The sequence below is a fragment of the Aquimarina sp. U1-2 genome (genome assembly GCF_017897595.1).
Lineage (GTDB): Bacteria > Bacteroidota > Bacteroidia > Flavobacteriales > Flavobacteriaceae > Aquimarina.
Map to the genome: position 1 here is coordinate 119,184 of NZ_JAGKIK010000003.1, position 25,323 is coordinate 144,506.

The 25,323-nt window shown below is 33.6% G+C and carries 20 protein-coding genes and 1 tRNA gene; 12 read left to right on the forward strand and 9 right to left on the reverse strand.

Annotation, left to right across the window (positions count from 1 at the left end; genetic code table 11):
- Positions 1-3 precede the first annotated feature (3 nt).
- From J8281_RS05515 to J8281_RS05540, 6 genes are all read right to left on the reverse strand, one after another.
- On the reverse strand, positions 4-2,448 hold the full coding sequence (locus J8281_RS05515; RefSeq protein WP_210196608.1) for a GNAT family N-acetyltransferase: 2,445 nt from the start codon (positions 2,446-2,448) through the stop codon (positions 4-6).
- On the reverse strand, positions 2,441-3,640 hold the full coding sequence (locus J8281_RS05520; RefSeq protein ID WP_246848985.1) for an MFS transporter: 1,200 nt from the start codon (positions 3,638-3,640) through the stop codon (positions 2,441-2,443). Before J8281_RS05520 ends, J8281_RS05515 begins: the two co-directional genes overlap by 8 nt.
- A complete protein-coding gene (locus tag J8281_RS05525) occupies positions 3,637-4,971 on the reverse strand; it encodes a lysine N(6)-hydroxylase/L-ornithine N(5)-oxygenase family protein (RefSeq protein ID WP_210196609.1) in 1,335 nt (444 codons plus the stop codon). Before J8281_RS05525 ends, J8281_RS05520 begins: the two co-directional genes overlap by 4 nt.
- A 4-nt stretch (positions 4,972-4,975) precedes the next feature.
- On the reverse strand, positions 4,976-6,484 hold the full coding sequence (locus J8281_RS05530) for an aspartate aminotransferase family protein (RefSeq protein ID WP_210196610.1): 1,509 nt from the start codon (positions 6,482-6,484) through the stop codon (positions 4,976-4,978).
- Between the two features lie 442 nt (positions 6,485-6,926).
- Positions 6,927-8,210: a magnesium transporter gene (mgtE, locus tag J8281_RS05535; RefSeq protein WP_210196611.1), complete on the reverse strand. Its 1,284-nt coding sequence runs from the start codon at positions 8,208-8,210 to the stop codon at positions 6,927-6,929.
- 297 nt (positions 8,211-8,507) lie between these two features.
- The gene (locus tag J8281_RS05540) at positions 8,508-9,629 is read right to left on the reverse strand and encodes an AraC family transcriptional regulator (protein ID WP_210196612.1); all 1,122 of its coding nucleotides are present in this window, start codon (positions 9,627-9,629) and stop codon (positions 8,508-8,510) included.
- A 276-nt stretch (positions 9,630-9,905) separates the two neighbouring features.
- On the opposite strand from J8281_RS05540, the gene J8281_RS05545 reads away from it, so the two are divergent.
- Positions 9,906-11,561, forward strand: a complete 1,656-nt coding sequence (locus J8281_RS05545) for a serine hydrolase (protein ID WP_210196613.1) — start codon at positions 9,906-9,908, stop codon at positions 11,559-11,561.
- A 368-nt stretch (positions 11,562-11,929) separates the two neighbouring features.
- Here J8281_RS05545 and J8281_RS05550 read toward each other — a convergent pair whose 3' ends face one another.
- Entirely contained in the window at positions 11,930-14,602 is a 2,673-nt protein-coding gene (locus tag J8281_RS05550; protein ID WP_210196614.1) for a T9SS type A sorting domain-containing protein, read from the reverse strand.
- A 230-nt stretch (positions 14,603-14,832) separates the two neighbouring features.
- Here J8281_RS05550 and J8281_RS05555 point away from each other — a divergent pair, with 230 nt between their 5' ends.
- The 11 genes from J8281_RS05555 (at position 14,833) to J8281_RS05605 (ending at position 24,647) form a co-directional block, all read left to right on the forward strand.
- Positions 14,833-19,041 (forward strand): response regulator, encoded by a 4,209-nt coding sequence (locus J8281_RS05555; protein WP_210196615.1) that lies wholly within the window; start codon positions 14,833-14,835, stop codon positions 19,039-19,041.
- 414 nt (positions 19,042-19,455) lie between these two features.
- Complete coding sequence (locus J8281_RS19940; protein ID WP_371812592.1) at positions 19,456-19,581, forward strand: hypothetical protein; 126 nt, start codon at positions 19,456-19,458, stop codon at positions 19,579-19,581.
- A 121-nt stretch (positions 19,582-19,702) separates the two neighbouring features.
- Positions 19,703-19,894, forward strand: a complete 192-nt coding sequence (locus tag J8281_RS19945; RefSeq protein ID WP_371812593.1) for a tyrosine-type recombinase/integrase — start codon at positions 19,703-19,705, stop codon at positions 19,892-19,894.
- A gap of 157 nt (positions 19,895-20,051) precedes the next feature.
- On the forward strand, positions 20,052-20,582 hold the full coding sequence (locus J8281_RS05570; protein ID WP_210196616.1) for a hypothetical protein: 531 nt from the start codon (positions 20,052-20,054) through the stop codon (positions 20,580-20,582).
- A gap of 96 nt (positions 20,583-20,678) precedes the next feature.
- The gene (locus tag J8281_RS05575) at positions 20,679-20,822 is read left to right on the forward strand and encodes a hypothetical protein (RefSeq protein WP_210196617.1); all 144 of its coding nucleotides are present in this window, start codon (positions 20,679-20,681) and stop codon (positions 20,820-20,822) included.
- 681 nt (positions 20,823-21,503) lie between these two features.
- A complete protein-coding gene (locus tag J8281_RS05580; RefSeq protein ID WP_210196618.1) occupies positions 21,504-21,785 on the forward strand; it encodes a hypothetical protein in 282 nt (93 codons plus the stop codon).
- A 3-nt stretch (positions 21,786-21,788) separates the two neighbouring features.
- Positions 21,789-21,965, forward strand: coding sequence for a hypothetical protein (locus tag J8281_RS05585; RefSeq protein ID WP_210196619.1), 177 nt, complete (start codon positions 21,789-21,791; stop codon positions 21,963-21,965).
- A 157-nt stretch (positions 21,966-22,122) separates the two neighbouring features.
- Positions 22,123-22,416 carry a type II toxin-antitoxin system HigB family toxin gene (locus J8281_RS05590; protein ID WP_210196620.1) on the forward strand — a complete coding sequence of 98 codons (294 nt, stop codon included), beginning with the start codon at positions 22,123-22,125 and terminating at the stop codon, positions 22,414-22,416.
- A 1-nt stretch (position 22,417) separates the two neighbouring features.
- Positions 22,418-22,774 carry a type II toxin-antitoxin system HigA family antitoxin gene (locus tag J8281_RS05595; RefSeq protein ID WP_210196621.1) on the forward strand — a complete coding sequence of 119 codons (357 nt, stop codon included), beginning with the start codon at positions 22,418-22,420 and terminating at the stop codon, positions 22,772-22,774.
- 353 nt (positions 22,775-23,127) lie between these two features.
- The gene (locus J8281_RS05600; protein WP_210196622.1) at positions 23,128-23,373 is read left to right on the forward strand and encodes a hypothetical protein; all 246 of its coding nucleotides are present in this window, start codon (positions 23,128-23,130) and stop codon (positions 23,371-23,373) included.
- A gap of 233 nt (positions 23,374-23,606) precedes the next feature.
- The gene (locus tag J8281_RS05605) at positions 23,607-24,647 is read left to right on the forward strand and encodes a leucine-rich repeat domain-containing protein (protein ID WP_210196623.1); all 1,041 of its coding nucleotides are present in this window, start codon (positions 23,607-23,609) and stop codon (positions 24,645-24,647) included.
- 315 nt (positions 24,648-24,962) lie between these two features.
- Here the strand turns inward: J8281_RS05605 and J8281_RS05610 are convergent.
- Both J8281_RS05610 and J8281_RS05615 read right to left on the reverse strand, forming a co-directional pair.
- Positions 24,963-25,035, reverse strand: a tRNA-Met gene (locus J8281_RS05610).
- 101 nt (positions 25,036-25,136) lie between these two features.
- Positions 25,137-25,319 (reverse strand): CPXCG motif-containing cysteine-rich protein, encoded by a 183-nt coding sequence (locus tag J8281_RS05615; protein ID WP_210196624.1) that lies wholly within the window; start codon positions 25,317-25,319, stop codon positions 25,137-25,139.
- Positions 25,320-25,323 lie beyond the last annotated feature (4 nt).

Consider the following 25,323-nt stretch of genomic DNA (forward strand, 5'->3'; position numbering starts at 1 on the left):
TCTTTAAGAAATTGTGGTAGCATACTCATTTTTATACGCCGCAATAGGGTTTTCTAATGTGCCAGCAAACTGCAGCAAAGCAACTGGATTATCCAGATCAATCATTTGTTTGTTATTATGAAGCTGAAGACGATTTAAACACGATAATTTAAACTCTGGAGAAAAAAGGTCATATTGCTTAAATTTTGCTTCCTTTTCGGGGTGCCTTACCTGATATTCAATAATATTTTGCGCCACCGTTCTCCAAAAAAGTTCTTCATTACTATTAGCATGCACTACCAAAATAGAAGACATAAACCTGAAAAAGCCATCAAAAATATCGGTGAATATAGACAGTAATTTAACATCTTCGGGTACGGCCGCATACATACGTTTTAAATCCTCTGGAAGTTCAACATCTGGATGAAGTATACAAGCTTCTTCTGTAATGTCTTTTAAGAAAATATGCTTGGGAATATGATCTTCAAGAACCACGATACTATTTTCTCCATGGGGCATAAATACCAGATCAAAATGATAAAAACAATGCAATAGCGGACTTAAATAAGCTTTTAAATACTGCTGAAGCCATTGCCCAATAGACAATCCTGATTTTTGAATAATTTTTGGAAGTAGTGCTTCGCCATTTTCATCTACGTGTAAAAATGCAGCCATGGTTATCGGCTTTTGCTTTTCGGTAATAGCACGCATTGGACTTTCTCGCCATAGAGAGGCCAGCATTTTATTGTAATCATTATGAGGGCCAAATTCTTCAAAATAAGGATTCTCATAACTCACCGAAGCAATTTCACCCAGCATTCTAAACCCTGTCTCCTGGATGTAAGGATCGGCATATAGTAATTGTTCTAACCAAATTGCCATTTTAGGAGCGGTCCCCAAATAATAGGAGGGCAAACCTCTCATAAAACCCATATTTAAAATAGAAAGTGCAGTTTTGGTGTAAAACTTTTCGGGATGGGTGCTATTAAATAACGTTCGTATGGATTGTTGTGCATAATACCGGTCAGGACTATATCCCAGACAAATTAGTTTTTTGGTAGCAATTTCGGGCGAAAAAACATGCGCCAATTTATTAAACCATTGCCAGGGATGCATAGGTATAAAGAAATAATCGTCTGGATCGCAACCTTGTTCGCGAATACGCTCGATAAAGGTGGCAATCGTTTCGGCATCTATTTCTTGTTGTATTAATGTGTTATAAGGTAATTTTTTAATAGCAGCATAGGTGGTTCTGCTTTTATGTCCTGCGAGCCAAAGTAGAGAAAATGAATTTCCTGCTTCTGGAGCGTAGGCACGATAATCACTACTATCGAAACCAATACGACCATTATTAGCGACAAAACCGGGATGACCTTCAGTCATTGCTTGTTCTATGGTTTGAAAATCAGCATCAACCAATGCAGCGGCAGATGGATTGCCTTTCATAAATTTAAAGGCACTACCCTGTAGCGTACTAATAATTTCTTCTAAATATGCCGGCATTATAGCATCACTTATGCCTAATTGTTTTCTAAATTCTTTGATAAACAACACAGCATCTAATGTACCTTGTCCATTTTTTTGATCTTTTTGAATAGACATGCTATCTATGCACAAATGATTTAATGCCAAAGGTCTTGCATTAAAATAGTATGTAATTGCAGGAGTATCAGTTTGCAAAGAATACCGGTTCCAATGGTTATCCAGCTTTTCTACCCATACAGGTGTAATAAGTAATTCATGACTAAACTCGCAAATAGCTTTTGCAATGAGTTGTGTATTCACATTTGCCCATACTTCTGGTTGCAAATGCATCACCGATTGCTGAGGCGAAACCGTATGGTCCAGGGTATTCATAGCGCTTCTTTTCATAATAGTTGACATGGATCTGATGTGTTGATACTGCGATAGCTCCAAAAAAGCTAATTGAGCGGTTTTATGAGGTAATTCGACAATAGTAGCTAACCGAAATCCTATTCGCTCACACAGCGCAAACATTTTTTTATTTCGTATATCGGGTTCTATCAATATTCGTTTTACATCAGGATTCTGAAACACAAACTCCATGATCGCAGTAAACATATACCACGTAAAATCTGGAATCTTAATTTCTGGCGGAGCCACTATAACATGAATACCGCAATCTCCCTCTTGAGTATCATAATAATTTCCTATAGCATCTTGCCTGGGATCATAGCGCTCCAGAACAAAGACAGGGCGCTCTTCGACCATTCCTACAAAAACATCATAATGATCGGGGTCTAATAATTGCGTATATTCTTGTTGTACCTGATGCAGCGAATATCCTTGCATCCCCCAAAAAACTGCATAATCCATATTAACCCATCGGTGCAATATTTCGCAATCTTCAGACAATCGAAATGGTCGTATGGTTATAGTACCAAAATCTGGGTACGATGCAACGTAATGCTGTTGGTAATGCTCTCTATATTTTTCTATTTTATTCATTCGAACTGGATACTATTTTAGTGGTTTTACGAGCGTTAATTTTAACCGTACTTTCAAAGATGAAATAATACAATAATAACGTAATGATAAAGCCTACGAATGCGACTAGAAATGGAATTTTAAGTCCGTGATGCTCTACTAATAATCCCACACTAAATGAGGATAATAAAACTCCTAAATTCTGAAAGAAATGTACCTTACTGTAATCTGTCGCGTAGGATTGTGGAGTGCTAAAGCGAAATAACAATACATCAAATTTGACAACTCCCTGAAAAATAGACCACCCATAAATAATCCTTCCGATGATGACCAGAACCTCTACAGGAACCCCCTGCAGCAGTAACCCTATGCTGCCTAGAAGTAATATACCAACTGCACTATATAATCCTTCCTCAGTATGTTTTCGTTTCGAATTGATATACAAAGCAATCAACGCTACAAGTCCAGGTATTGCATATATACTGCCTGAAATAACTTTTGAATCGTATCCTGAAAGACTTTCCCAATAACTGGCAAAAAAAGGTCTTATTAAAAAATCACTGAAATATAAAATCATGGTAATTAATCCTATCTTTAAAATGTACCCTTTGGGTACTATTTCTCGTGATTCTTTTTTTATTGGAGAAGAAGATACTATTCTTGAAGTAGCATATTTACTACTCTTCAACAAATACAAACTCATGCCCATTTGGATAAAATCACCCAACGCCATGATCAAAAAAATATAATTAGCATCGATAAGATCGACCGTTAATCCACCAATAACAGCACCGAGTATACCACCCAGATGAACGACCACAGATAATAAACCGATAGTATCGGGATGCTCTTTTTTGGTAATTATTTTAAGAACATAAGGGTATACGAGTAAATAACTTCCTTTAAATAAGATCATAACTAGTGATACAATCCAAAAGTTAAAGTACGAGGTAGTCCAATAACAGTATAACGCCAATAGCCCAGCTATACATTGTGTGTACACCAAAATATTAAGTTCGGCTACTTTTTTTGAAACATAAGCCCAAAACGGAAAAGCAATCATCACCATAAAACAAATAGCTGCAAAATAATACCCAACCCATTTTGGATCAACAACGCCAAAACGTGCTTCAAAAAACTGCGGATAGAAAGGATGCAACAGATAATCGCTCACTACAGCGACCAAGGTCATGATGATTAATTTTTGTTTCATAGCGTAGGGGCTTGCACTTCTATTTCTTCTTCTTGGGTAACATCAAATTGTTGAAATGCAATTCGTTTTTCAATAGGATAGTGATTCGTTCCTGTAAGTTCTTTAATAATGTACGAATTACGGTAGCACGCCATTCCAAGATCGGGGGTTACAAATCCATGAGTATGTAATTCTGCATTTTGCACAAAAATATCTTCCCCATGGAGATCTATGGCATAATTTCGATGAGCACGATACCGGCCTTGCTCATCCCAACCAATACGATCTTTAATATCATCTATAAATTTAGGTTGTTGATAGCTATATCCTGTAGCCAATAGTAGACATTCTGTTTGGTGCTGATAATGCCTATCTTGCTCTTGCTGATGTAGTGCTAGAAAAAATTGATCTATCGTAGGATCATAAGAGACTTTTTGTAATTCAGAATTGGTTCTAAGATTGATTTTCACATCATGCGATAATCGCTTGGTGTATATCAAATCATAAATGCTCGCAATAAGATCCTGGTTAATGCCTTTGTAAAGGTGCTTCTGGTTTTTAAGTAGGTCATCTCTTTTATGGGTGGGTAAATTATAGAAATAATCGACATACTCTGGTGAGGTCATTTCTAAAGTTAATTTAGAATATTCTAAAGGAAAAAACCTCGGCGACCTGGTGATCCAATTCAATTGGTACCCTTTGGAGTCGATATCCTGTAAAAGATCATAAAAGATTTCTGCGGCACTTTGACCGCTTCCAACGATAGTTATAGACTGCCGATCTTGAATATCTGATTTTTTCGAAAGATAAGACGAAGAGTGTATCATTTTATCTTTTACCTTTTGACAACATCTGGGAATATAAGGTCGCGTTCCTGTACCCAATACTAACTTTCTGGATCTGTATATTTTACTTTCCCCTGTTTTGGTACAGATTGAAAAAACCTTGTAGTATTTTTCGGCTTCATTGTACTGTGTATTAACTACTTCAGTATTAAAATAGATGGTAGACAATTTCTCAACAGCCCATTGGCAATATTGATTGTATTCGTTTCTGAGTATTAAAAAATTCTCTCGAATATAGAATGAATATATCCTACCCTGCTCTTTACAATAATTTAGGAAACTAAAAGGACTGGTAGGATCTGCCAAGGTTACCAAATCAGCTATAAATGGAATTTGAAGTGTGGTATCCTGAAGCAACATGCCCGGATGCCAATCAAATCTCTCTCTTTTGTCTAAGAAAATACCATTCAGTTCTTCAATAGGATCAGTCAAACAAGCTAATCCCAAATTCATAGGTCCTACTCCTATCGCAATAAAATCAAGTAGCGATTCGTTTTGTGTTTGCATCTTTTTACTCATAAGTTACTTTGTAATTTTGCCCTGTATCCTTGATCATTTTAATGATATGTAATACGTCATCAATAGTACTTTTGGGATTAAGTAATGTAAATTTCAGGTACACTTTAGTATTTAATTTTGTGCTTGCTACAGACGCTTGACCTGATTGAAAAAGTGTTTTCTTTATATATAGATTAATAGCATCATAACACCCGTCATCTTTGGTACCAGGCTTAACATATCGAAATACCAATGTACTTAGCTCTGGTTTATGAACAATTTCAAAATTAGGATCTTCTTTAAGGCTATGATAAAGATCTAACGCCAAATAATGTACTTTTTCTAGAAATGAAGCTATAGTTTTTGTTCCTACAGTTTTTAATGTAAACCAAACTTTTAAGGCATCAAATCTTCGAGTGGTTTGTAACGATTTTTCGACCAGATCCGGACATTCATCATTTCTATGATCTAAAGGATTTAAGTAATCTGCGTAATACGATATGTATTTAAAATATTTGGTATCCCTTACCAAAAAGGCACTAGAACAAACAGGTTGAAACATAGATTTATGAAAATCTATCGTTATCGAATCTGCCATCGCTGTTCCTTCGAGCAAATGACGGTGTGTTTCGGTTAGTTTATAGCAACCCCCGTAGGCGCCATCAATATGAAACCAGATATCGTATTCTTTAGTAATTTTGGCAATGGTTTGCAAGGGGTCGAAGCTGCCATAGTCTGTTGTTCCGGCGGTGGCAATTACAGCAATTGGGATATTTCCTAGTTGCTTTTCTTTTTCTACCGCCTGTACTAGGGCATCAGGTTTCATCTTCATAGCATTATCAGTGGCTACAGTAATAACTGAATCGTACCCTAACCCAAGTAAAGCAGCATTTTTCTTGATACTGAAATGTGACTTGTCTGAGCAAAAGAATCTAAATTTGGATACGACATCAGACCAACCATGCTTTTTTAGATTAAGTCCAAAATGTTTGTACGCATAAGCATCTCTGGCCAGACATAATGCCATAAAGTTAGACTGTGTACCCCCGCTTGTGAAAATACCATCAGAGGTCTCGGGTAATTCCATTTCTGAACAAATCCAACGAATCATTTCTTGCTCGATCAATGTAGCCGAAGTACTTTGATCCCATGTCTCTACAGCAGTATTGACAGATGTTGCCATAAGATCACCAACAATTGCCGGTATCAAAACCGGACAATTGAGATGAGCCACATAAGTAGGATGATGAAATGCAACGGTATGATCAAGGTACAACGCTTTAATTTGTGCTAAAGCTTGATCGAGAGATAATTGCTGATTAAGATCCGGGATCAACAAGTTCTTTTTTGATATAAAGTCACTAGCTGTATCACCGCTACAGAAATAATCGCGATCTAGAAAAGATAATAAATAGTGTATTGTTTTTTGAACGCTCTCTTCGTATACATCTTTAGATTGAGCATCAAAAAATTGATCAATTTTTTGATCAAAGATTAAGTTGGTTTTTGTGTCTAGGAACATATTTATTTTTATTTAATCTAAATAAGCATTGCAAATTTAAAATCAAATAAAAATAATTTGATGACGCATTGGGGATAAAAAAAGACGTAGAAATTACTTTGCAACAAACTTAATCTTCAGTTTACGTTTTATTGAAGGAATCTTATAGTATTTCGATTTACTGAAATTTAAACTGTGAACCCGCCCTTACTATGTATTTGGAGTAGGCAGGAATTCTCTACGGCATTACATAGACCTGGTTTTTAACCGGGTCTATGTATTAGGATATCATTATGATGTTTGAAAATACAATGAAAACAAACGTTTTCTAAGTTTTAGCATAGCACTGTTATAGTGAAACTTTAAAATATAACGTAATACTTGATTTTGAAGCAGTTTCAGGCCGTAGCAGATTTTCTAATGCATAAAACGGGTTTAAATAACGCTTAAAATTTGATAGCTACTAATTGATTCCTAATACTGAAGATAGGGCTGAAGCCAAACCGAGAAAGCTTAAAAATCCACAAATATCAGTTACCGTTGTTAATAGGATAGAAGAAGATGTTGCCGGATCTTGACCAATAGCTTTTAAACCTATTGGGATAATGGCCCCAGAAAATCCTGCAATAACCATAGAAATTATCATTGAAATCCCGATTACCACAGCAATACCCAAGGAGTTTGCCCAAAAAAAGACAACAATTCCGGTCGTAATAGCAACGGCTACCCCATTTACGAAGCCAACAATAAGTTCTTTTTTTGCAACGCGTAACCATTGACCTATTCTAATTTCTTTTAATGCTAAGCCTCGAATTGTCACAGCCAAGGCTTGTGAACCCGTATTACCCGATTGTCCTGCAACTACAGGAAGGAATATCGCTAAAATAGTAATTTTGGCAATCGTATCTTCAAATACCCCCACCACCATCGAGGCTAAAAAGGCTGTAATAAGATTAATCTGAAGCCAAGGCAAACGTTTACGCACTGCAAAAGATGACTTAGATAGGGCGTGCTCTTCTTTACTTGCCCCAAACATAGTCTGCAAATCACCACTTATTTCCTGACGAGATGCCGAAAGTACCATATCGTTTCTTATAATTCCTAATAAATAATTGTTGATATCTACTACAGGAATTTGTAAAAGCGAATGGGCTTCTATAACTTCTAATACTTCTTCTCTTGTTGCCATTGCCGTTACACTATAAGCTTTGTACATAAGCTCGTCTAGTTGCTGTTCTGGTTGGGCAATAGCAATATAATTAACTGGAATCCTACCGATAAGTTTTTGTTCGTTATCGACAACATATATCGTTATAATTCTTCTATCCCCTAATTCACGTAGTTTGGTAAGCACTGTATCTACTGTATCCTCTTTTGAACAGCTAAACAAAACAGTTTCCATTAGAAAACCAGCAGTATTCTCTTCATAGTTTAAAAAGTCTTTTATCTCTCGGGAAGTAATCTTAGGAAGTAACTCTAACTTTTTATAAACATCATGTTGATCCAATCTTGAGAGGACTCTAGCAGCTTTATGGGTATCGACCTTCGTAAAGATTTTTACAAAAAGTGCATCATTCATCACGGTAAAAACATCAATGATAACGTAGGTAGACAGCTCAAAAAATACATCTTGAGCCACAGGTTTTGTTGCATCTTCAAGAAATGTTAGTAACGTACTACGATCCTGATTTTCAAGGTTTTTGGCTATTTCTCGTGCCGATTTTGATAAAAACTTCTTGTTTTGCATAGTTGTAAAATTTCTTGTTTGAATGTTAAAATTTGTTGTATTTGATTAAAATAATTTTTGATTATCCGTTATTATACCTAAAATTTAACTGAGAAGTCATCCTGAATTCATTTCAGGATCTCATGAAGTTTATTTTCAGTACATTGAGATGAGAAGCTGAAACGAGTTCAGCTTGACGCAAACCGTTTAGGTTAAATTACAGATATTCGTAAAATAATTTAAACTTTTTTGATTTAGACAAAGAAATTTAAACCAATTTTAAAAATAGGCTTATTGCAATACTAAAAATATGGCTTACTATAGAGAATTTTCAACATGTTTAATGTATTCAGTAGGAGTCATTTTGGCAATCTCTTTAAAAGCTTTGTAAAATGTAGATTTAGAATTAAATCCAACATCATAAGCTAACGAAATCACAGTGAATTCTATGTGTTTATTGTCTTTGATCTTTCGTGAAAAATCGGCAATACGGTATTCATTTACTAATTCGTAAAATGTTTTTTTGTAACTATTATTAAGCACCCAAGAAAGTTTATTCGTCGAGGTGTTGATGGTATCGGCTAAAATCGATAAACTTAAATCTGCACGTCGATATCCTTTATCTTCTTCGAAGAAGCTATAAAGTAGATTTTTAATCTTATGTATTTCTTCTTCGTCAAGTTTATTCTTTTTTTTGAGCACATTTTTAGTAGTTGAAAAATAAGGTATTTTAAATATTTCAGGGTATTTTAGATTATAAAAACTTACTATATAAATCTGAATACCAAAAATCAAACAGCAAATATCATAAATTAGCGGTCTTTCAATCCATCTAATAATATCAAACACTTCAAAAATACCAAGTAACCAAAAAAGCATATACATAGACAGGCAAAAGAGTGTTACCTGTATATACTTTATGCTATTTGAATTAAAAGATAATTCTTGGGTTTCATTCTTTTTATAATACCTAAAAAGTCTATAGGATTTAAAAAGATATGCAGTTATAGAAATAAAAAATAAAATTTCAACGGTTAAAAATACATTGGTTTGGTAATTACTTACGTTTTCTATAGAATCGTATATATACATGTGAAAAACACCATATATTAAATAAAGAATCACTAGTATATAATGATAGTATTTCAAATGATATGTATCGTTTTCATAAAACAATAATCGTTTCATATACGTGTATACGAAAGGTCCTATAAGAAGATAAAAAACATTAGTTAGATAGCCATATTTATTAAAAATATAATTTTCTATCTCAGAACCAATAATTCTTTCTAATAAATAGAAGCTATAAATCGCCAGTAAATATTGTATGATCCTGTTTGTTCCTGTATTCTTTTTTGGGATATACTGTATTGCAAAAATCAGAAAGATACATTGACCTACAATTATTATAAGAAAAAACTCATATAATGATATATGCATTCGCCCTAGGTTTAGAATTCTAGATTAAACCCGGTTTAACCTATTCACGCTTCATGACGAAGTTCTTAAGCATAAAACGGGTAAAATTTTGTTATGCTTGGAGCTACTAAAATAGAGTTTATATTTTTTCGCATTATAAAAAATAGTCTCAATTTATAGCTTAGGACACTTTTTAATAGAAATCTGAATTATCAATACTATAAAACAAGTTTCTTTACTCAAAATTATTGGTGAGCGTACACGTTCATGATAACCTAAAATTAATCAAACAAAACTATGACTCTGCAGCAAAAATATCTTTTTACCGTACTAGGCTTATTTTTTATATTCATTTTTACAAGTTACGCACAGAAAACGCTAAAAATTGAAGACTATATTGGACTATGGAAAGGAAAAGCACAATACGAAGAGCTATTTAAAATAAATGTTGCTATTTCCCAATTGGATGACGAGACTGGTCGACTAAAACTATTACATAAAAAAGAGCTATTTAACCAAAAGTTTAAATGGCAGGATACCATTAATATCCAACTCAACGACAAACTATTGTTTGAGGGTATTGTTACTTCTGATTCAGAAATTCAAGGTTTTGTAAAATTCGGACTTTATTTTTATCCGATCATACTCAAGAAGGAAGGGGCCTTCTACAACGGAAGTTGGAATCTGGTTACAAATCATTTTCATCTACAACCCAAATCCTTGTATTTATCTATTAAAGCAGTAAATGAATCTGATGACGGCTTTAAAGCCTATCCTCTTTTGGGGTCTTATTGGGTTAAAGACTTAAAACTTGAAGGTGATGCGATTACTTTTGAAGACTATAAAACTGGCCTGGTCTTTAATGGTAAGTTGATTACTTCTAAATTTGAATTTAAAGTAAGCTCAGGTTCACTTGATTTTGGTACTATAATTTTTAACAAAGTAGAACAAAAAAATACCGCACAAGAAAACCAACAACACCGACCCATAAGTGATGGGTGGGAGTATGCTAGTAACCCACTAACGTTATCAAGCCTAGAGCGTGATATTAATAAAAATGCACTTAAAGGTATAGAAAGTGTTTTAGTAGCTCAAAACGGTAACATACAGTACGAAAATTACTTTAATGGTACCAATGCAATGACGACTAATGATCTCCGTTCAGCAGGAAAAAGTATTGGATCTGCAATAATTGGTATTGCCATTGATGAGGGTGTGATTACAAATATTCACGAAAAAATTTATGATTACATGCCTTCATCATATCAATATACCATAGATGATCAAAAATCAACTATTACTATTGAAGATCTTTTAACGATGAGCTCTGGTATAGGCGTTTTTGAAAATGACTATCAAGAATCAGATGATTGGCTCAAAAAAGTGTTAGAACCCAAACTTAAATATGCAGCCGGAACACGTACTAATTATATGTCTGCAGACCCCTTCTTGTTAAGTGTGAACTTAAGCGAGCGTTTATCTTATCCTCTAGAGTTTTATATCCAGAAAAAACTTTTTGCTCCTCTAGGGATTACAAATTATATGTTGAATACAGATGATAAAGGGAATCCCTATTTTGCCGGAGGACTTTATATGACTCCTAGAGACATGTTGAAATTTGGTCAGTTATATTTAAATAAAGGAACCTGGGGTGGCAAACGTATTATTTCTGAACAATGGGTAAAAAACTCTTTTAAAAAACACACCAAATTAGAAAATACATCTAAAAAAAACACCTACGGATATTTATGGTGGCATGAAACGTATACAATAAATCAAAAGCCAATAGCAGCTATAGAAGCCAGGGGTAATGGAGGGCAATACATTAGTATTATACCCGAATTAAACTTAGTTATCGTAGTAACTACTGAAAATTATAATAAAAAGGGAGCAGCAAAACAAACAGAGAAAATTATCAAAGAATATGTTCTTTCTGCTTTAATGAAAGCGTAAAACTTATATAAGATTCCGAAGCTTTACTATGGCTAAATCAACACAAAACAACATGAATATTATTAGCTATAATTTAAAAATTAATCAGAAAAATAAAACCCTTACAATACTATAATTATTAGGGTATCAATTTAAGTAGCAGGAGAGATTGAAGTATCTAACCATACTGCTCATTATTTGTTTGAAATAGAAGTATATATATAAAAACCAATGCTATATTAGTAATAGCTTGATAAAAGTATCACTCTTATTTACAATCAATTTTAAGACAACAGGACTCAATGAAATCCGAATCAATCTAGCTAATAATTAAATTAGGAGCTGTCTGTATCATAGACAACTCCTAATTTTTAATACCATGATGGTCTTTATTGAACCACTAACTGTTTTGTTTGTGTAATTCGTTCATTTTGAATTTTTAAGATGTATATACCTTTGGGTAAATTTAATGAAGTCTTATCATCCAAATTTGTTTTTGATCTTACGAGCAATCCAGATAAATTATAAGCCGATACAGTAATATTTTTCAAACCTAAAAACCCTATTTGCACATTTCCATCTTTAGACGGGTTAGGGTATGCGGTTATCTTTGCATTAAATGTACTTACATCAAGTCTTCTGGTGAATGATTGTAAATTATCACCAGGTGTATCATCTAGATTAGTAATGTATATCTGATCTAGTTGGGTTCCATCCTCACGATAATAGAAAGAGATAATATGCTCTCCTGATTCAAGATCCCAGGTAACTTGAGTGTTATTATTATCAGTATCATGAACCAGAGTCCACACAAAATCGTTTACACCGCCTGATATTTTATTCCATCTGTAGACAGCACCATTATCGATCTGCACCCAAAACGAATCATCTGTTTCTGAAGGGGTACGAACTTTACCCCATAATTTGTACGACCCCTTATTAAGGTTTGCTATAAAGGTCACTTTACCATCGACCGGAGCCTGATCATAAGCATTATTGCCTGTTCTCACAGTAACATATTGACCATTAGAAGCGTTGCTATCGCTGATTATTTGCATTGGTGATGCTATAACGCCATTTTCTGCTTCAAATGAGGCGCTATCCTGTCCTGTAGACCCATTACCTGTAGCAGTCACACTGATGTTATCTACATAATAGTTCTCTGCAGCAGCTGTATTATTAGCTTTGATAATGATAGTTAATGAGTTTCCTGCAATATTAGATGCGGTTACGGTTTGTGGCGAAAGTAATCCAACAAAATCTTTTATAATACGCTCAGGACTTCCGTCTATACTATAATAAATGCGCAACCAGTCCTTTCCATCACCACTACTATCAAGACCTCCTGTACCTTCAACATCCAATGAAATTTCTACTGCACTTCCCTGAATATTGATGTTTTCTGAAGTCCAAATGGCCTCATCATCTGTATTGCTTACTGAGAATCGATTGGATTGAACAGAAAATTCACCCGATCCAGAGTATTCGGTTTCCCAGGATGTGGCTCCAGAATCCTTAATTGTACCATTGGTCAACGTAAAATCTTCTACCCAAGGTAGATCATTTACAGTAACTCCTGTAGTTGATGCAGAAGCCTCATTGGAGTATCCTGTAGTACCTTCTGTTTCAATTCCTCTAACCCTGTAGGTGTATGTGGTTATAGAATCTAGTTGTTTATCGGTATACGATACCACATTAGCCCCTACTGTTGCCACTAATGAAAAACCATTTCCGGTACTTCTTTCGATCTCAAAACCATTTTCATCATCATCGTTATCTGTCCAATTTAGGTCAATGCTACTTTTAGGAGCATTTACAGATGTTTTGGCGATAAGATCTGTTGGTCGGTCATCAGAAGCTACAGGGGCTCTCCACCCGCTCATATTAGGGATCGGAGGAACGCCTGTTTCGTCTGTAGTATAATAGGTACGTAGATCTACGTTATTCCACGCTACTACCTCTGGTCGTCTTCCATCACAAACTTCATAGCCACGACCACCACATTCTGAAGGGCTGGTTACAGAGCATATCTGCCCATCTGCTTTTCCACAATCTTCGTATTCAGACCAACAGTATGGATACCAAAATGTACTATTTTCAATAACGTTATTGGTAGGACAACCGTCACCACTTTTACTACTTAGTCTGTAAAAACCGGGTTGTACCAGTTCATCAGATCCGTGTGTGTTTGTTGTTCCCGTCCAGTAACATTTAAACTCGCTAAACGTGATATTGTTGGCAGCTCTACGTGCTGTTTTAATAGGAGAACCACTTACGTTTCTCATGTATACATTTCTGATCGTTGAATTGCTAAGGCGCGTTGCATAAAAACCATGAAGTCCATCAGAATCTACAAATATGTTATGGCAATTCGTCATAACAATATTTTCTATCAACACATTGTTAGAGTTTTTTGGATAAATCACACCTGCTACATAAGGATAACCATCGGCTCCCGGATCTGCAGAATTGTTTGGATCCGGATGAAAACGAGTACCAATATTGTTTACATCAATGTTTCTGATGGTCACATTTTCGGTATCGTGGGTACGAATGGTTCCTTCTTGAAAATTTTCGATAAAGAGGTTTTCGATCACCACTTTTTTTGAACTTGGTTCGATAATACAAATGGCAACAGTAGGCTCTCCATCGCTATAATCGTATTGTGCCCCATCTAGTCTTGCAAATCTAGTAGACCCATAAGTACTTATGGTAAGCTCTTTATCAATATCCCAAACAAAGGCAAACTGCTCGGGGTCTGAGTCATTGTAAATCTTTACAAAATCGGTTTCAAACTCATCGTGGGTCACCCCTCCTTCTAAAAGGATAGTAAAAGAATTGTCTCTCGAATTTTCACATAGCTCTTTGGCCCTGGTTAACGTTCTAATTGCCGTATTTGGTGAATTACCGTCGTTATTATCGTTTCCGTTGGGGCTTACATAAATGGTCTCGGCTTTGATCTGCAATGAGAGAAAAAAGATCAAAATGAGTATCATCGATTTTCTGAAGTCTGTAAAAACAATACGCTTTATTCGTATTGCGTTTTTAATTGTTGTTTTCATCGGTTTAGAGTGTAAAATTTTAACGTTAAGTTTTGTTAATTAACAAAATGATTAATGCTAGCCACGCAATATTAAAAACAAACTTTTCACCTAACCTCCACATGTGTATCAATAGTGTACTATATTGTAACAATTAAACGTTTCAGAATATAAAAAGGTCTAAATTACGCATAGATGAAGTATCAATTATGAGTATTAATTGATAAACTAACCCCAAAATTTAAGAAAATATGCATCGGTCATTATTCTTTCTATTCCTAATATTTTTTTCTACAAAATCGTTCGACCAAAATAGATACGATCCTCAAATATCAAGTTCTATTAACGAGCAATGGCGATGGACTCATTTTGATGATCTTCAATCTTATAACATCACTTGCCTTACTCAGTCTAATGATAATACGCTATGGTTTGGTGGTACTACAGGAGTTGTGGCATATAATGGCTACGATTGGAACTTTTATGAAAAACCCGAAGCGCTTGCATCGCAAAACATTCAAACCCTACATGCTTCTTGTGATAACGCCATACTTGTAGGCACTAATGAGAGTATTTACTTTCTGAAAAACGGAAAATGGCAGGATTATTTAGCTTTTAGCTTCTTACCATTAAACTTCCATTCGATTGTGAATATGCCAGACGGAAGTATTTTTGCTGGTTTTGGCGACCTGCACTCAGAGCTATCGGGACTAGTACATATCCAAGAGCAGAATTATCGATTTTACGTATCGGCAAAAACTAAAACTATATTAAAAAGCTTCAAGATTTCCTCATCAAATATTCATGTAGTTGCTGATCATCTAACTTTATCTGATACAAAAGGAAATAGGATTTTTAATGTTCAGGACATTTTTGTCGATAATAAGCAAACACTTTATGTTGGCATAAGTAACGAAAAAGACTTGGGTAAAATTGCTGTTTTTGATTATAGTCCTACTTCAAAAAAAATTACGCTTCGAAAATACTTTTCAGAAGAGTTTGGTCTCAAAATAAGAGGCTATATTGATATTGCAGCCTCTGACGAGGGTGATATATGGGTAGTTTCTGAGGCTCATGATCTCGGGGTTAATTTTTTTGACGGAAAGCGTTGGGAAACCATAAAATTAAGTACACGTTTTGGAGGTGTAGACGCACAAAAAAGCGTTTTGATAGATTCTAAAAATTCGGTATGGATAGAAGGGCACGGTAGAATTTTTCAGCAGAAAAATAACACATGGCAAGTTTTTGAAAACCCAGAAATCCCAGTAGCCACAAGTTCGCGATTGCTTTTTCATGAGTCTTTTGATAAACAAATCTGGGTAGTAGAAGAACTAAGCGGAGTGTACAAATTTGATAATACGTTTCAAATTTGGTCAACTTACGAAAATTTAAATTATCAATTTGAAAATGATAAAGACGAAGAGTGGTTTCTTACCGTAGAGGGTCAAGCCGTCGTGCATCGTAACGATCAATGGTTTTCATACGGTCGCCAAGAAGGTATGATAGACACTCCCGTAAAATTGTTTAAAACATCGTACGGAGAGATTTGGGCTTTGGGTAGCCACCAAGAATCTGCTGCAGCCGCCTATTTTTCTGGTGAAAAATGGTTCCTTAAGACCTTTCCTGAATTATCATGGGGTATCAATCAAGATGCCATTTTTGAATCTTTTGATGGGTCTTTATGGTTAGGGTGTAGTGTAGATCTACAACCCGACAGAGGACATAAAGGAGGGATATTGCAACTTTTATCTCCTCAAAAAAATAAAACAGACTGGATACATCATCTCCCCCCTTCAGGCACTTTGAACAGTTGTTACGGGATTGGAGAATCCCCTGATGAAGTGATGTGGTTTGGAGGTAAAATACTTTGGGAATACAATGGTATGAAATGGAACAAAGATCATAAAAACCGTTTTTTAAACGATCCTGTAGATTGTGTAGAAAATGACAATACGGGAAATTTATGGTTAGGGACCCGGCATTATGGTATTTTTTGTCTAAAAAAAGGGCAATGGATTAATTACACTATAAATGAAGGCCTCCCCGACAATAATATCATTGATATTTTTGCTGAAAATGAACACCGTATATGGGCTATCACTCATAGAGGAATGAGCTATTTTGATGGTCACAGCTGGGCATCAAATGTTTTTCCTACTTCTTTATTTGAACATCCCGAAAGTAATGAAATTGAAATCAATAAAGCAGGTCAGTTTTGGTTCAATCAGTCTTTCTCTAATTGGAAACGAAGAGGTCTGTCTAAAATAAAAGATGCTCAAAAAAAAGAAGAAAAATATAGGTCGATACACTATAAACCAAATAATTACGCTCCAGAAACCAAGATCACTGTCTTTAATAATCAGGTTGACGAGTCTGGTAACACTGCAATTTTTTGGGAGGGAAATGACCATTTTAAGATTACACCCGATAAGGATTTGCGTTATTCGTTTCGATTAAATCAGGGTAGCTGGTCCCCTTGGTCTACGAATAAATATCACAAATTTAGCGGGTTAGATTCCGGAGCGTACAGGCTTGAAGTTCGGTCTATTGATAGTGAGCTAAACATAGAGTCATCTCCGGCATCGGTTACTTTCAATGTATTACCGTTATGGTGGAAAAGACCAGAACTTATAGGCTTTGTCATCATGATTTTAGGCATTATTTTTTACTTGCTCCAAAGAACTATAAAAAACTATTATCAACTGAAGCGTCTTACTATTGTTTTAAAAAGTAACGCAAAAGAATTACAGCATAAAAATGAAAAAATCGAGTTGCAGCGTGACCAACTGAAAAAAACAATAAAAAAAGTTGAACATCTTTCATTATCAAGATTACAGTTTTTTACTAATGTTTCTCACGAGTTCCGTACACCTCTTACTTTGATTTTAGGCCCTGCTGAAGAATTATTAGATACCAAAGCAAGATTGAATAAACAGGTTAAAGAGAAGTATTATAAGTTAATTCACAGTAATGCATCCAGAATTTTGAAACTGGTCAATCAAATCTTAGAAGTCTATAAAGTGAAAGAAAGTACGTTATCAAAAAAACTTGTTGAAGGAGATCTAATCGCACATATCACAGAGATTATTAATCTATTTAGAGGTTTATCGATTCGGGATGGAATTAAAATTTCGGTACACTCATCTGTAACCAAGCTATTCACAAATTTTGATCCTGATAAAATTGAGAAAATAATAACAAATCTTTTAACGAATGCGATAAAAAATGTATCCAAATCAGAGAAAGGGGTCATACAAGTTTTTGTACAGCTTGATATCCAAAATAAAACCCTGGGAAAAGAAGGAGTATTGAAAATAATAGTTACAGATAACGGAAAAGGAATCTCTAGCACTGAACTTGACACCATATTCGAGCGCTTCTATACCTCAGATACAGATCACCAAAACGCACATGCCGGTATAGGTATTGGACTCTCTTACATAAAGGATTTGGTAACAACACTTGGAGGAAATATAGAGGTCACCAGTGTTCCTAATATTAAGACAAGTTTTATTGTAAATTTACCATACATCCGAATAAAAGATACTTCTAAAAATAAAATAGTAGCTAAAAATAACGCTAACGTATTTACAAAAATACCTACGCCGAAAAGAGCTTTTGCTAAACCTTCAAATTTATCAGAAAACTCAGATAAAGGTGGCAAACAATTTACGTTGCTAATTGTTGAAGACAATCAAGAACTTAGAGCATTTATAAAAGACTGTTTTCTTATCGATTTTAACATTATTGAAGCGAACAACGGAAAAGAAGCTATTAATTTAATAGATGTAACCCATCCTGATTTGATCATTTCAGACGTTATGATGCCAGAGATCAATGGTATAGAACTATGTCAAAGACTGAAATCAGAATTAGATACCTGTCATATCCCTATTATTTTGCTTACTGCAAAAACTCAAACCGAAGATAAAATAGAAGGCTATGATAATGGAGCAGATGCCTATCTGGAAAAGCCTTTTAATAAAAAAGTGTTACGAAGTTATGTTTACAATCTTCTTAAAAACAGAAATTTATTAAAAGAACGGTTTAAAATAGATCTAGATTTGAAACCTCAGGAAATGAAAATAGCATCATTAGATGAGATATTCATAAAAAAAATTCTGGATATTATACAACAAAATATGGATAATACCCAATTGAATGCCGAGATGATCGCCAAGGAGATTGGCGTGAGCAGAGTACAACTATACAGAAAAGTAAAAGTTATCACAAACCAAACCGTTAATGAATTTATCAAATCAGAGCGCTTAAAACAAGCTGCAAAATTATTACAGGAAAGAAAATTTAATATCTCACAGATTGCCTACTACACGGGATTTTCTGCTCCCAATCACTTCTCTACGCATTTCCGTAAACATTTTGGCATTACACCGAGTGAATTCTTGAATCAGTATGCACCCCCCAAGAAAATGATTAAGATCCAAACGAAAAGCCAATAAGAATACTAGCTGGTTTCGTTTAGTATCGGAAAATATTAAAATACTAAACTATGCTATCGAACATACAAGTGGCAATTAATCAATTGGATTACTACTTCCTCATTGTTGGCTATTAATTATCCTTTATAATTATGTTTTTCTTTTTCATATTAAAAATAATTAGAGTCAAGTTCTACTTATGAGAATACCGCCCCATGGTAACGGTTACAATAAAAATCAGAACTCAAACAATACGCTTTAAATACCTGCAAAACCTATATATCACAGTTTGAAATATTCACTACCTGTTATCCGAACAGAGATATTGTGGCATTATTTGAGCAAGAAATCCGAAGCTATTTACAGCATCTCATTTGTCAAAACAAATCTAATAGTTATCTTAAGAATAACTAACGTTACAAAAAACATAAATGTATTATTAGCCTACTTTATTCCTCTGGGTTGCGAAGAGGTGAATTATTAGATGTACAATATACGTATATTGATAAGAAGAGTATGCTCATCACAGTAAGGCAAACAAAAGAAAATAGGGATCGTTAAACCGTTTTAAATCAAATAGTTATTCATATCTTAGAAAATACTATCAATTCTATAAACCTAATGTATATTTATTTGAATCGATTGCTTCAGGAAGAAAATACAGTGCCTCTAGCGTATTGAAATCCGTGAATCAGCCTGCAAAAAAGCTACAATTAATAAAACTGTACATCTACAAATGCTCAGGAATTCTTTTGCGACTCATCTTTTAGAACAAAGAATAAATTTACGCTATATTCGGGTTTTATTTGGTCATCAATCCAGCAAGGTTACTCAAATTTACACACATATAGCTTTGAAAAATTTAAAAATGTAGAAGATTTGCTACTTTAGCTACGCATAAAAGAGAAATATTGTTATCATGATAATTATATACAATCATTACAGCACATAGTTCAAAGTGTAATAAAATGATCTTTACCGAATGGAAGATCTACAATAAAATTTTACAAGTAATAAAATCGTAATCTAGAATGCAAAAAGGATATCTTACTTTTTTTTTAATGTTATTTTTTTTAATTGCCAATGCACAATTTAAGGCAGGAAAAGTTTATCTAAAAGATGGAAACATTAAAAATGGACTAATTAAAGAACGAAAATTTGGAGGAATAAAATATAAAGATAATGAGAATTCAAAAGCCGAATCATATGATTATAATCATATAACTGGTTATGACATTACAGAAAGAGGAGTTGTAAAATACCGTTATAAAAAAGTTGGAAGTAATTTTCAAATTATGAAAGTAGTGCGATTAGGAAAAATTAATCTCTATAATATAATTGTTGCAAATAGAGAAATTTCAACCGGAATAAAAGTATCAACAAGCTTACTATATTTTATGGAAAAAAATAACATAACTATTAGAATCGGAAAAAAACTTAATAAAAATGACCTAAACTTTTTTAAAGATTGCCCTTTGCTTCTTAAAAAGATAGAAAAAAAGGAATTCAAAAAAAAAGATATCTATAAAGTTGTTAACTTCTACAATAATAATTGTAATTAAAAAAATCACCTATAATGTTATAACAAAAAATATCAATAACGTGGTAACATTTTTCTCTACTAAGACACATATATCTACACTAAAATTATTAATTAAATGAAATATCTATTATTGACTATTTTTGCTTTTGTATTTTTATCCTGTTCTCAGGATGACGGACCTTGTACTGAAACAGTATGTTTTGGTGATGGCAATTGTATAGAAAAACCGATAGAGGGTGCAGGAAGTGATTGTTTTTAAATAAAGAAACATATGATGTTCATAAAATAAATTGAAAATGAAAAGCTTTGCGCAGGTTTGCACCCTAAGAAACAGGATAAAAATCTAAAAACCGTAAAAGAAAATCTCAACCAAAAAAAAGGAAAAATATTTGTGCTGTAACATCATATATGAAATCAGAGCAAAATTGAGTGCTAAATCAAAAGGCCATTCCCCTTTTGCAGTGGCACTAGATTTTTACAAATTAAACAGGAAATAAAAATGTGCGGGTAGATCAATTGGTTCAGATTTTCTTGCTTTTCTCCAATCCATATATTTAGTGTTATAGTTCAGTATGGAAAAGCCTGAAAAGCAAAACACAAACAGAACTTAAACGGACAGGTCACGGACTGGTAAGCTGAGTTTATTTTTAAAGGTCCGGTTGAACACAAAGTTTCCTGCCGATCAGCGGCGGATGGAAGGTCAGCGCATTTCTTCACCGATATTCGCTTAACCCAAAGTCGCAAAGCGATCAATCGATTGGTTGTTGTATTTTTACTAAGGCGCAGTACTTGAAATAAAAAAAATTAGCAATAACCACGTATAAAAATCGAAAAACAAGGTAATATTTTACCCCTGTGATGACACATATAAACGTTGTAAATGATTTTAAAAAACTTATGAAAAATATTAAATATAGTATCATTAATTCTAATAAGCTTAATGTTTGTAAACTGCTCTTCTGATGATGATAATCAAGAAACAGCTTCAATTATTGGACAATGGAAATTGAAATCCAAATTGTTTGGTGGAAATCAATTAGATTTAAGAGATTGTGAACAAGGAGAAGGTGTTATTTTTACTGAGGATTTTATAGCTAATTTTATAATTGTAGATACTGAAGGATTTGAACCAGATGTAATTCAAGAAGGGTTTGAAGATTGCGATTTTAGATATGCTAGATATATATATTTATTGAATGAAACTAATAACTTACTATACTGAATTGTGGAAGGAGAAGGAGTTGATGATTCGATAACTACATTCGAAATTGAAGTTTTAACCAATCAGAATTTAAGAATAAAAAGTATTGCACAGAGTAATCAAGGGACAATTAATGATATTGAAATGAATAGTGTTGACATTGATACGAGTTCACAACAAACCCTAATCTACACGAGATAAACTATTTACAATTCAAGACACACACTATATAACAAAACATAGTTGCCTTGCGAGACAACAACGTTTGTTATATTTACCATTAGCATCAATTACAAGAAAAATCAGGAAAGTTACCGTTTTGGTAACTTTTTATTATATTTGCACTAAACAATTAATTGTGAGAATAATTGCGAAACGAACTTTACGTGATTTTTGGATAAAACACGCTGATTCAGAGCAACAACTTAAATCTTGGTATCGAGAGACCGAAAAAGCTAACTGGAAAAATATTAATGAATTGAAAAGTGAATATCCGAACGCGAGTATTTTGAAAAACAATCGAATTGTCTTTAATATTAAAGGAAATAATTACCGTCTTATTGTAAAATTCAACTTTGATTATGAAATCTGTTGGATACGTTTTATGGGAACACACGCTGAATACGACAAAATTGACGCAAACGAAATTTAAAATGAAAATATCACCTGTAAGAAACGAAAAAGATTATCAAATTGCTCTTGAAAGACTTGAAAAAATCTTTGATGCGAAAAAAGGAACTGAACAAGGAGATGAATTGGAAATATTATCCATCTTAATAGATAAATATGAAAGCGAAAAAATTCCTATTGAAATGCCTGATCCTATTGAGGCAATAAAGTTCAGAATGGAACAAATGGGGATGAAACAAAAAGATCTTGCTGAAATTATGGGGTTCAAAAGTCGGGTAAGTGAAATTTTAAATAAAAAACGTAAACTGACTTTAGAAATGATACGCAAACTGAATCTTACTCTCCATATCCCAACGGAGGTATTGATACAGGACTATTAACAAAAGATGCTAACAATTTGTATATTGCATATGCGACCTTCGGCAGGCAAATGCAACATACAAGAGACGTTTAATTAAAAGTAAATGGATATAGAGTTTCAAAAAAAAGACTGCATGAAATTAATTGGACTGATTACTCTCATCCCTGTTCACCTAATTCTAGTTCTTCTAACCTTTCAAATACGATAGTCAATTTATCTAGTACTAATACAAAGACTTCTGAAAATGCAGCTAATCATTTATGGAATATTGTTGCTCATCAAGGAAATATAGGATCGATTTCTGTTCCTATTTGTCCTTTCCTAATAGAACGAATTGAAATAGGTACTAACGCTGAAGTACTTAGTAATTTAATGGAAATTCTATATTATTTTTCTTTTGGATTAAAGCCTCCCGATAAAACTAAATGGTCTTACGAGCAAATAGAAAATGAAAAAAAATCATTTAATTATCCAGATGATTATAAGTGGGCTTTTGAACTAAGAAAAATTTTGTGTTCGCATCTTGAGTTTTTTATCCAACTTAAAAATCACTCAAATGAGGATGTTGTTGACTATACTGAGATGATTCTTGAAAATATTCATCCATATTGTGAATAAAATTGATTCGCAGTATATTAATTTGGAAAAACAAACATAACATTATATAGCAAATCGGATAATTAGTTTTTAATCAAAAGGTTGTTGTCTATTTCCTAAGTTAAGGAATCTTTTGATTTGGTATTAAAAGAAAAAAATTAATACAAAAGATTAGGCTTGTGGTTAAACTGAAAATAATCGCCTATTTTCTGTCCAACTTGCTATATATCCAACGTTATATGCAATAAGAGCAAATGAACCAGATAATTTCTAAAATAGAACGAGCGAATTCTGAAAAATCGGCTTTACTAAGTCTAACAAAGGAAGATTTAACAAATATACCGAGTGAAGTTTTTAAGTTGGAACATTTGACAAATCTCAATTTGAGAGATAATGACATACAGAGTATTCCAAGTGAAATTTCAAGACTTAAAAAACTCAAGGTTCTTTATTTGGACGGGAACAATATCGAAGAGCTGCCAATCGAGATTTTTGAACTTGAAAATCTTGAAATACTAAACATTGACAAGAACAATTTGAAATTCATACCAAATAATATTGGTAGCTGTAAAAGCTTAAAACGTTTACACATTTCTAAGAATGACTTGACAGAATTACCTGAATCAATTGGCGATTTGTTAAATCTTGAACACTTATTTGGTTATAGTAATAGTATTGTAAATTTACCTAAAGAAGTAGGAAATTTGGAAAAACTAACCCATTTAAATTTTTTTAACAACCAAATACAAAACCTTGATTTCGATTTAAGTCGATTATCTAAACTTGAATATTTAGAGCTTGGATTTAATGAAATTAAGAAGGTCTCCACAACCATTGGCAAGTTGGCAAAATTGAAAATACTTTCCTTGTTTGATAACGCATTGAAAATTCTACCAGTGGAATTGAATTCTCTTGTGGAGTTAACGAAGTTAAATTTGTCATATAACAATCTGAAAGAAATTGATTTTGACTTAAACCTAATGAAAAACCTTGCCGAACTGCACGTTTTTGCAAATGAAGAATTGAAATTTAAGCAACTAGACATCTTAGAACTTTGTAATAGAACTCCTAATTATTCAACACACAGCAGACTAATAATAGACCAAACTCAGGAAAGTTTAATTGAAAAGTACCGAAGAAGAATTGAATCTTCAAAAATTGGAATCGTTGATTTAGATAAAAGAAGAATGCCAGAAGACCATTACAAACAAATCCCAATCGAACTCTCGGAAAGATATAAACTTACCGATCCTAGACACAAAAAATTCAAAATATTAAGAGAAAAAAGAAAATAAAGAATATAACACATACATACTGCATATGCACCATACATTAACGTTACCTGCAAGACAAAGAATACTGAAAATACATCATCATTCAAGAACCAGAAACAAGCGTTTCCCTTTCATTATCCTCATGAATTTTGCATATCGATTATTAAAAGTCGTGTGAAACTTATTAATTTTCTGGGAAAAACAATTTGTAAGAAATGTAAATGATCCCATCCCACCAGTAAATACTTACCACCAGAGCAAAATCAACAAAAAATACTAAAAAACTTCCCTCTGTAAACCAAAATAACCTCTTGAAAATCAAGAGGTTATTTTTTGTAGCGAGGACAGGACTCGAACCTGTGACCTTCGGGTTATGAGCCCGACGAGCTGCCTACTGCTCTACCTCGCGATATTGGATGGCAAATATACAACCAATTTTGCTGTAAACCATAGCATTTATACTAAAAAAATTGAAAAAAACTATAACTCCCTTTTAATGAAGCTACTAGATTATTGCTCAAGATTCATAGCATCAAAGCTTACTAATTCTTGATTTTCGAATTTAGAATGTATTTCTATTGGATTACAACAGACTTCACAATCCTCGACATACGTCTGATGTAGTATAGATGGATCCAAAAGCATCGAAATTTCTTCCCAACAATATGGGCACTGAAAAAAATGTTCAAACATTATT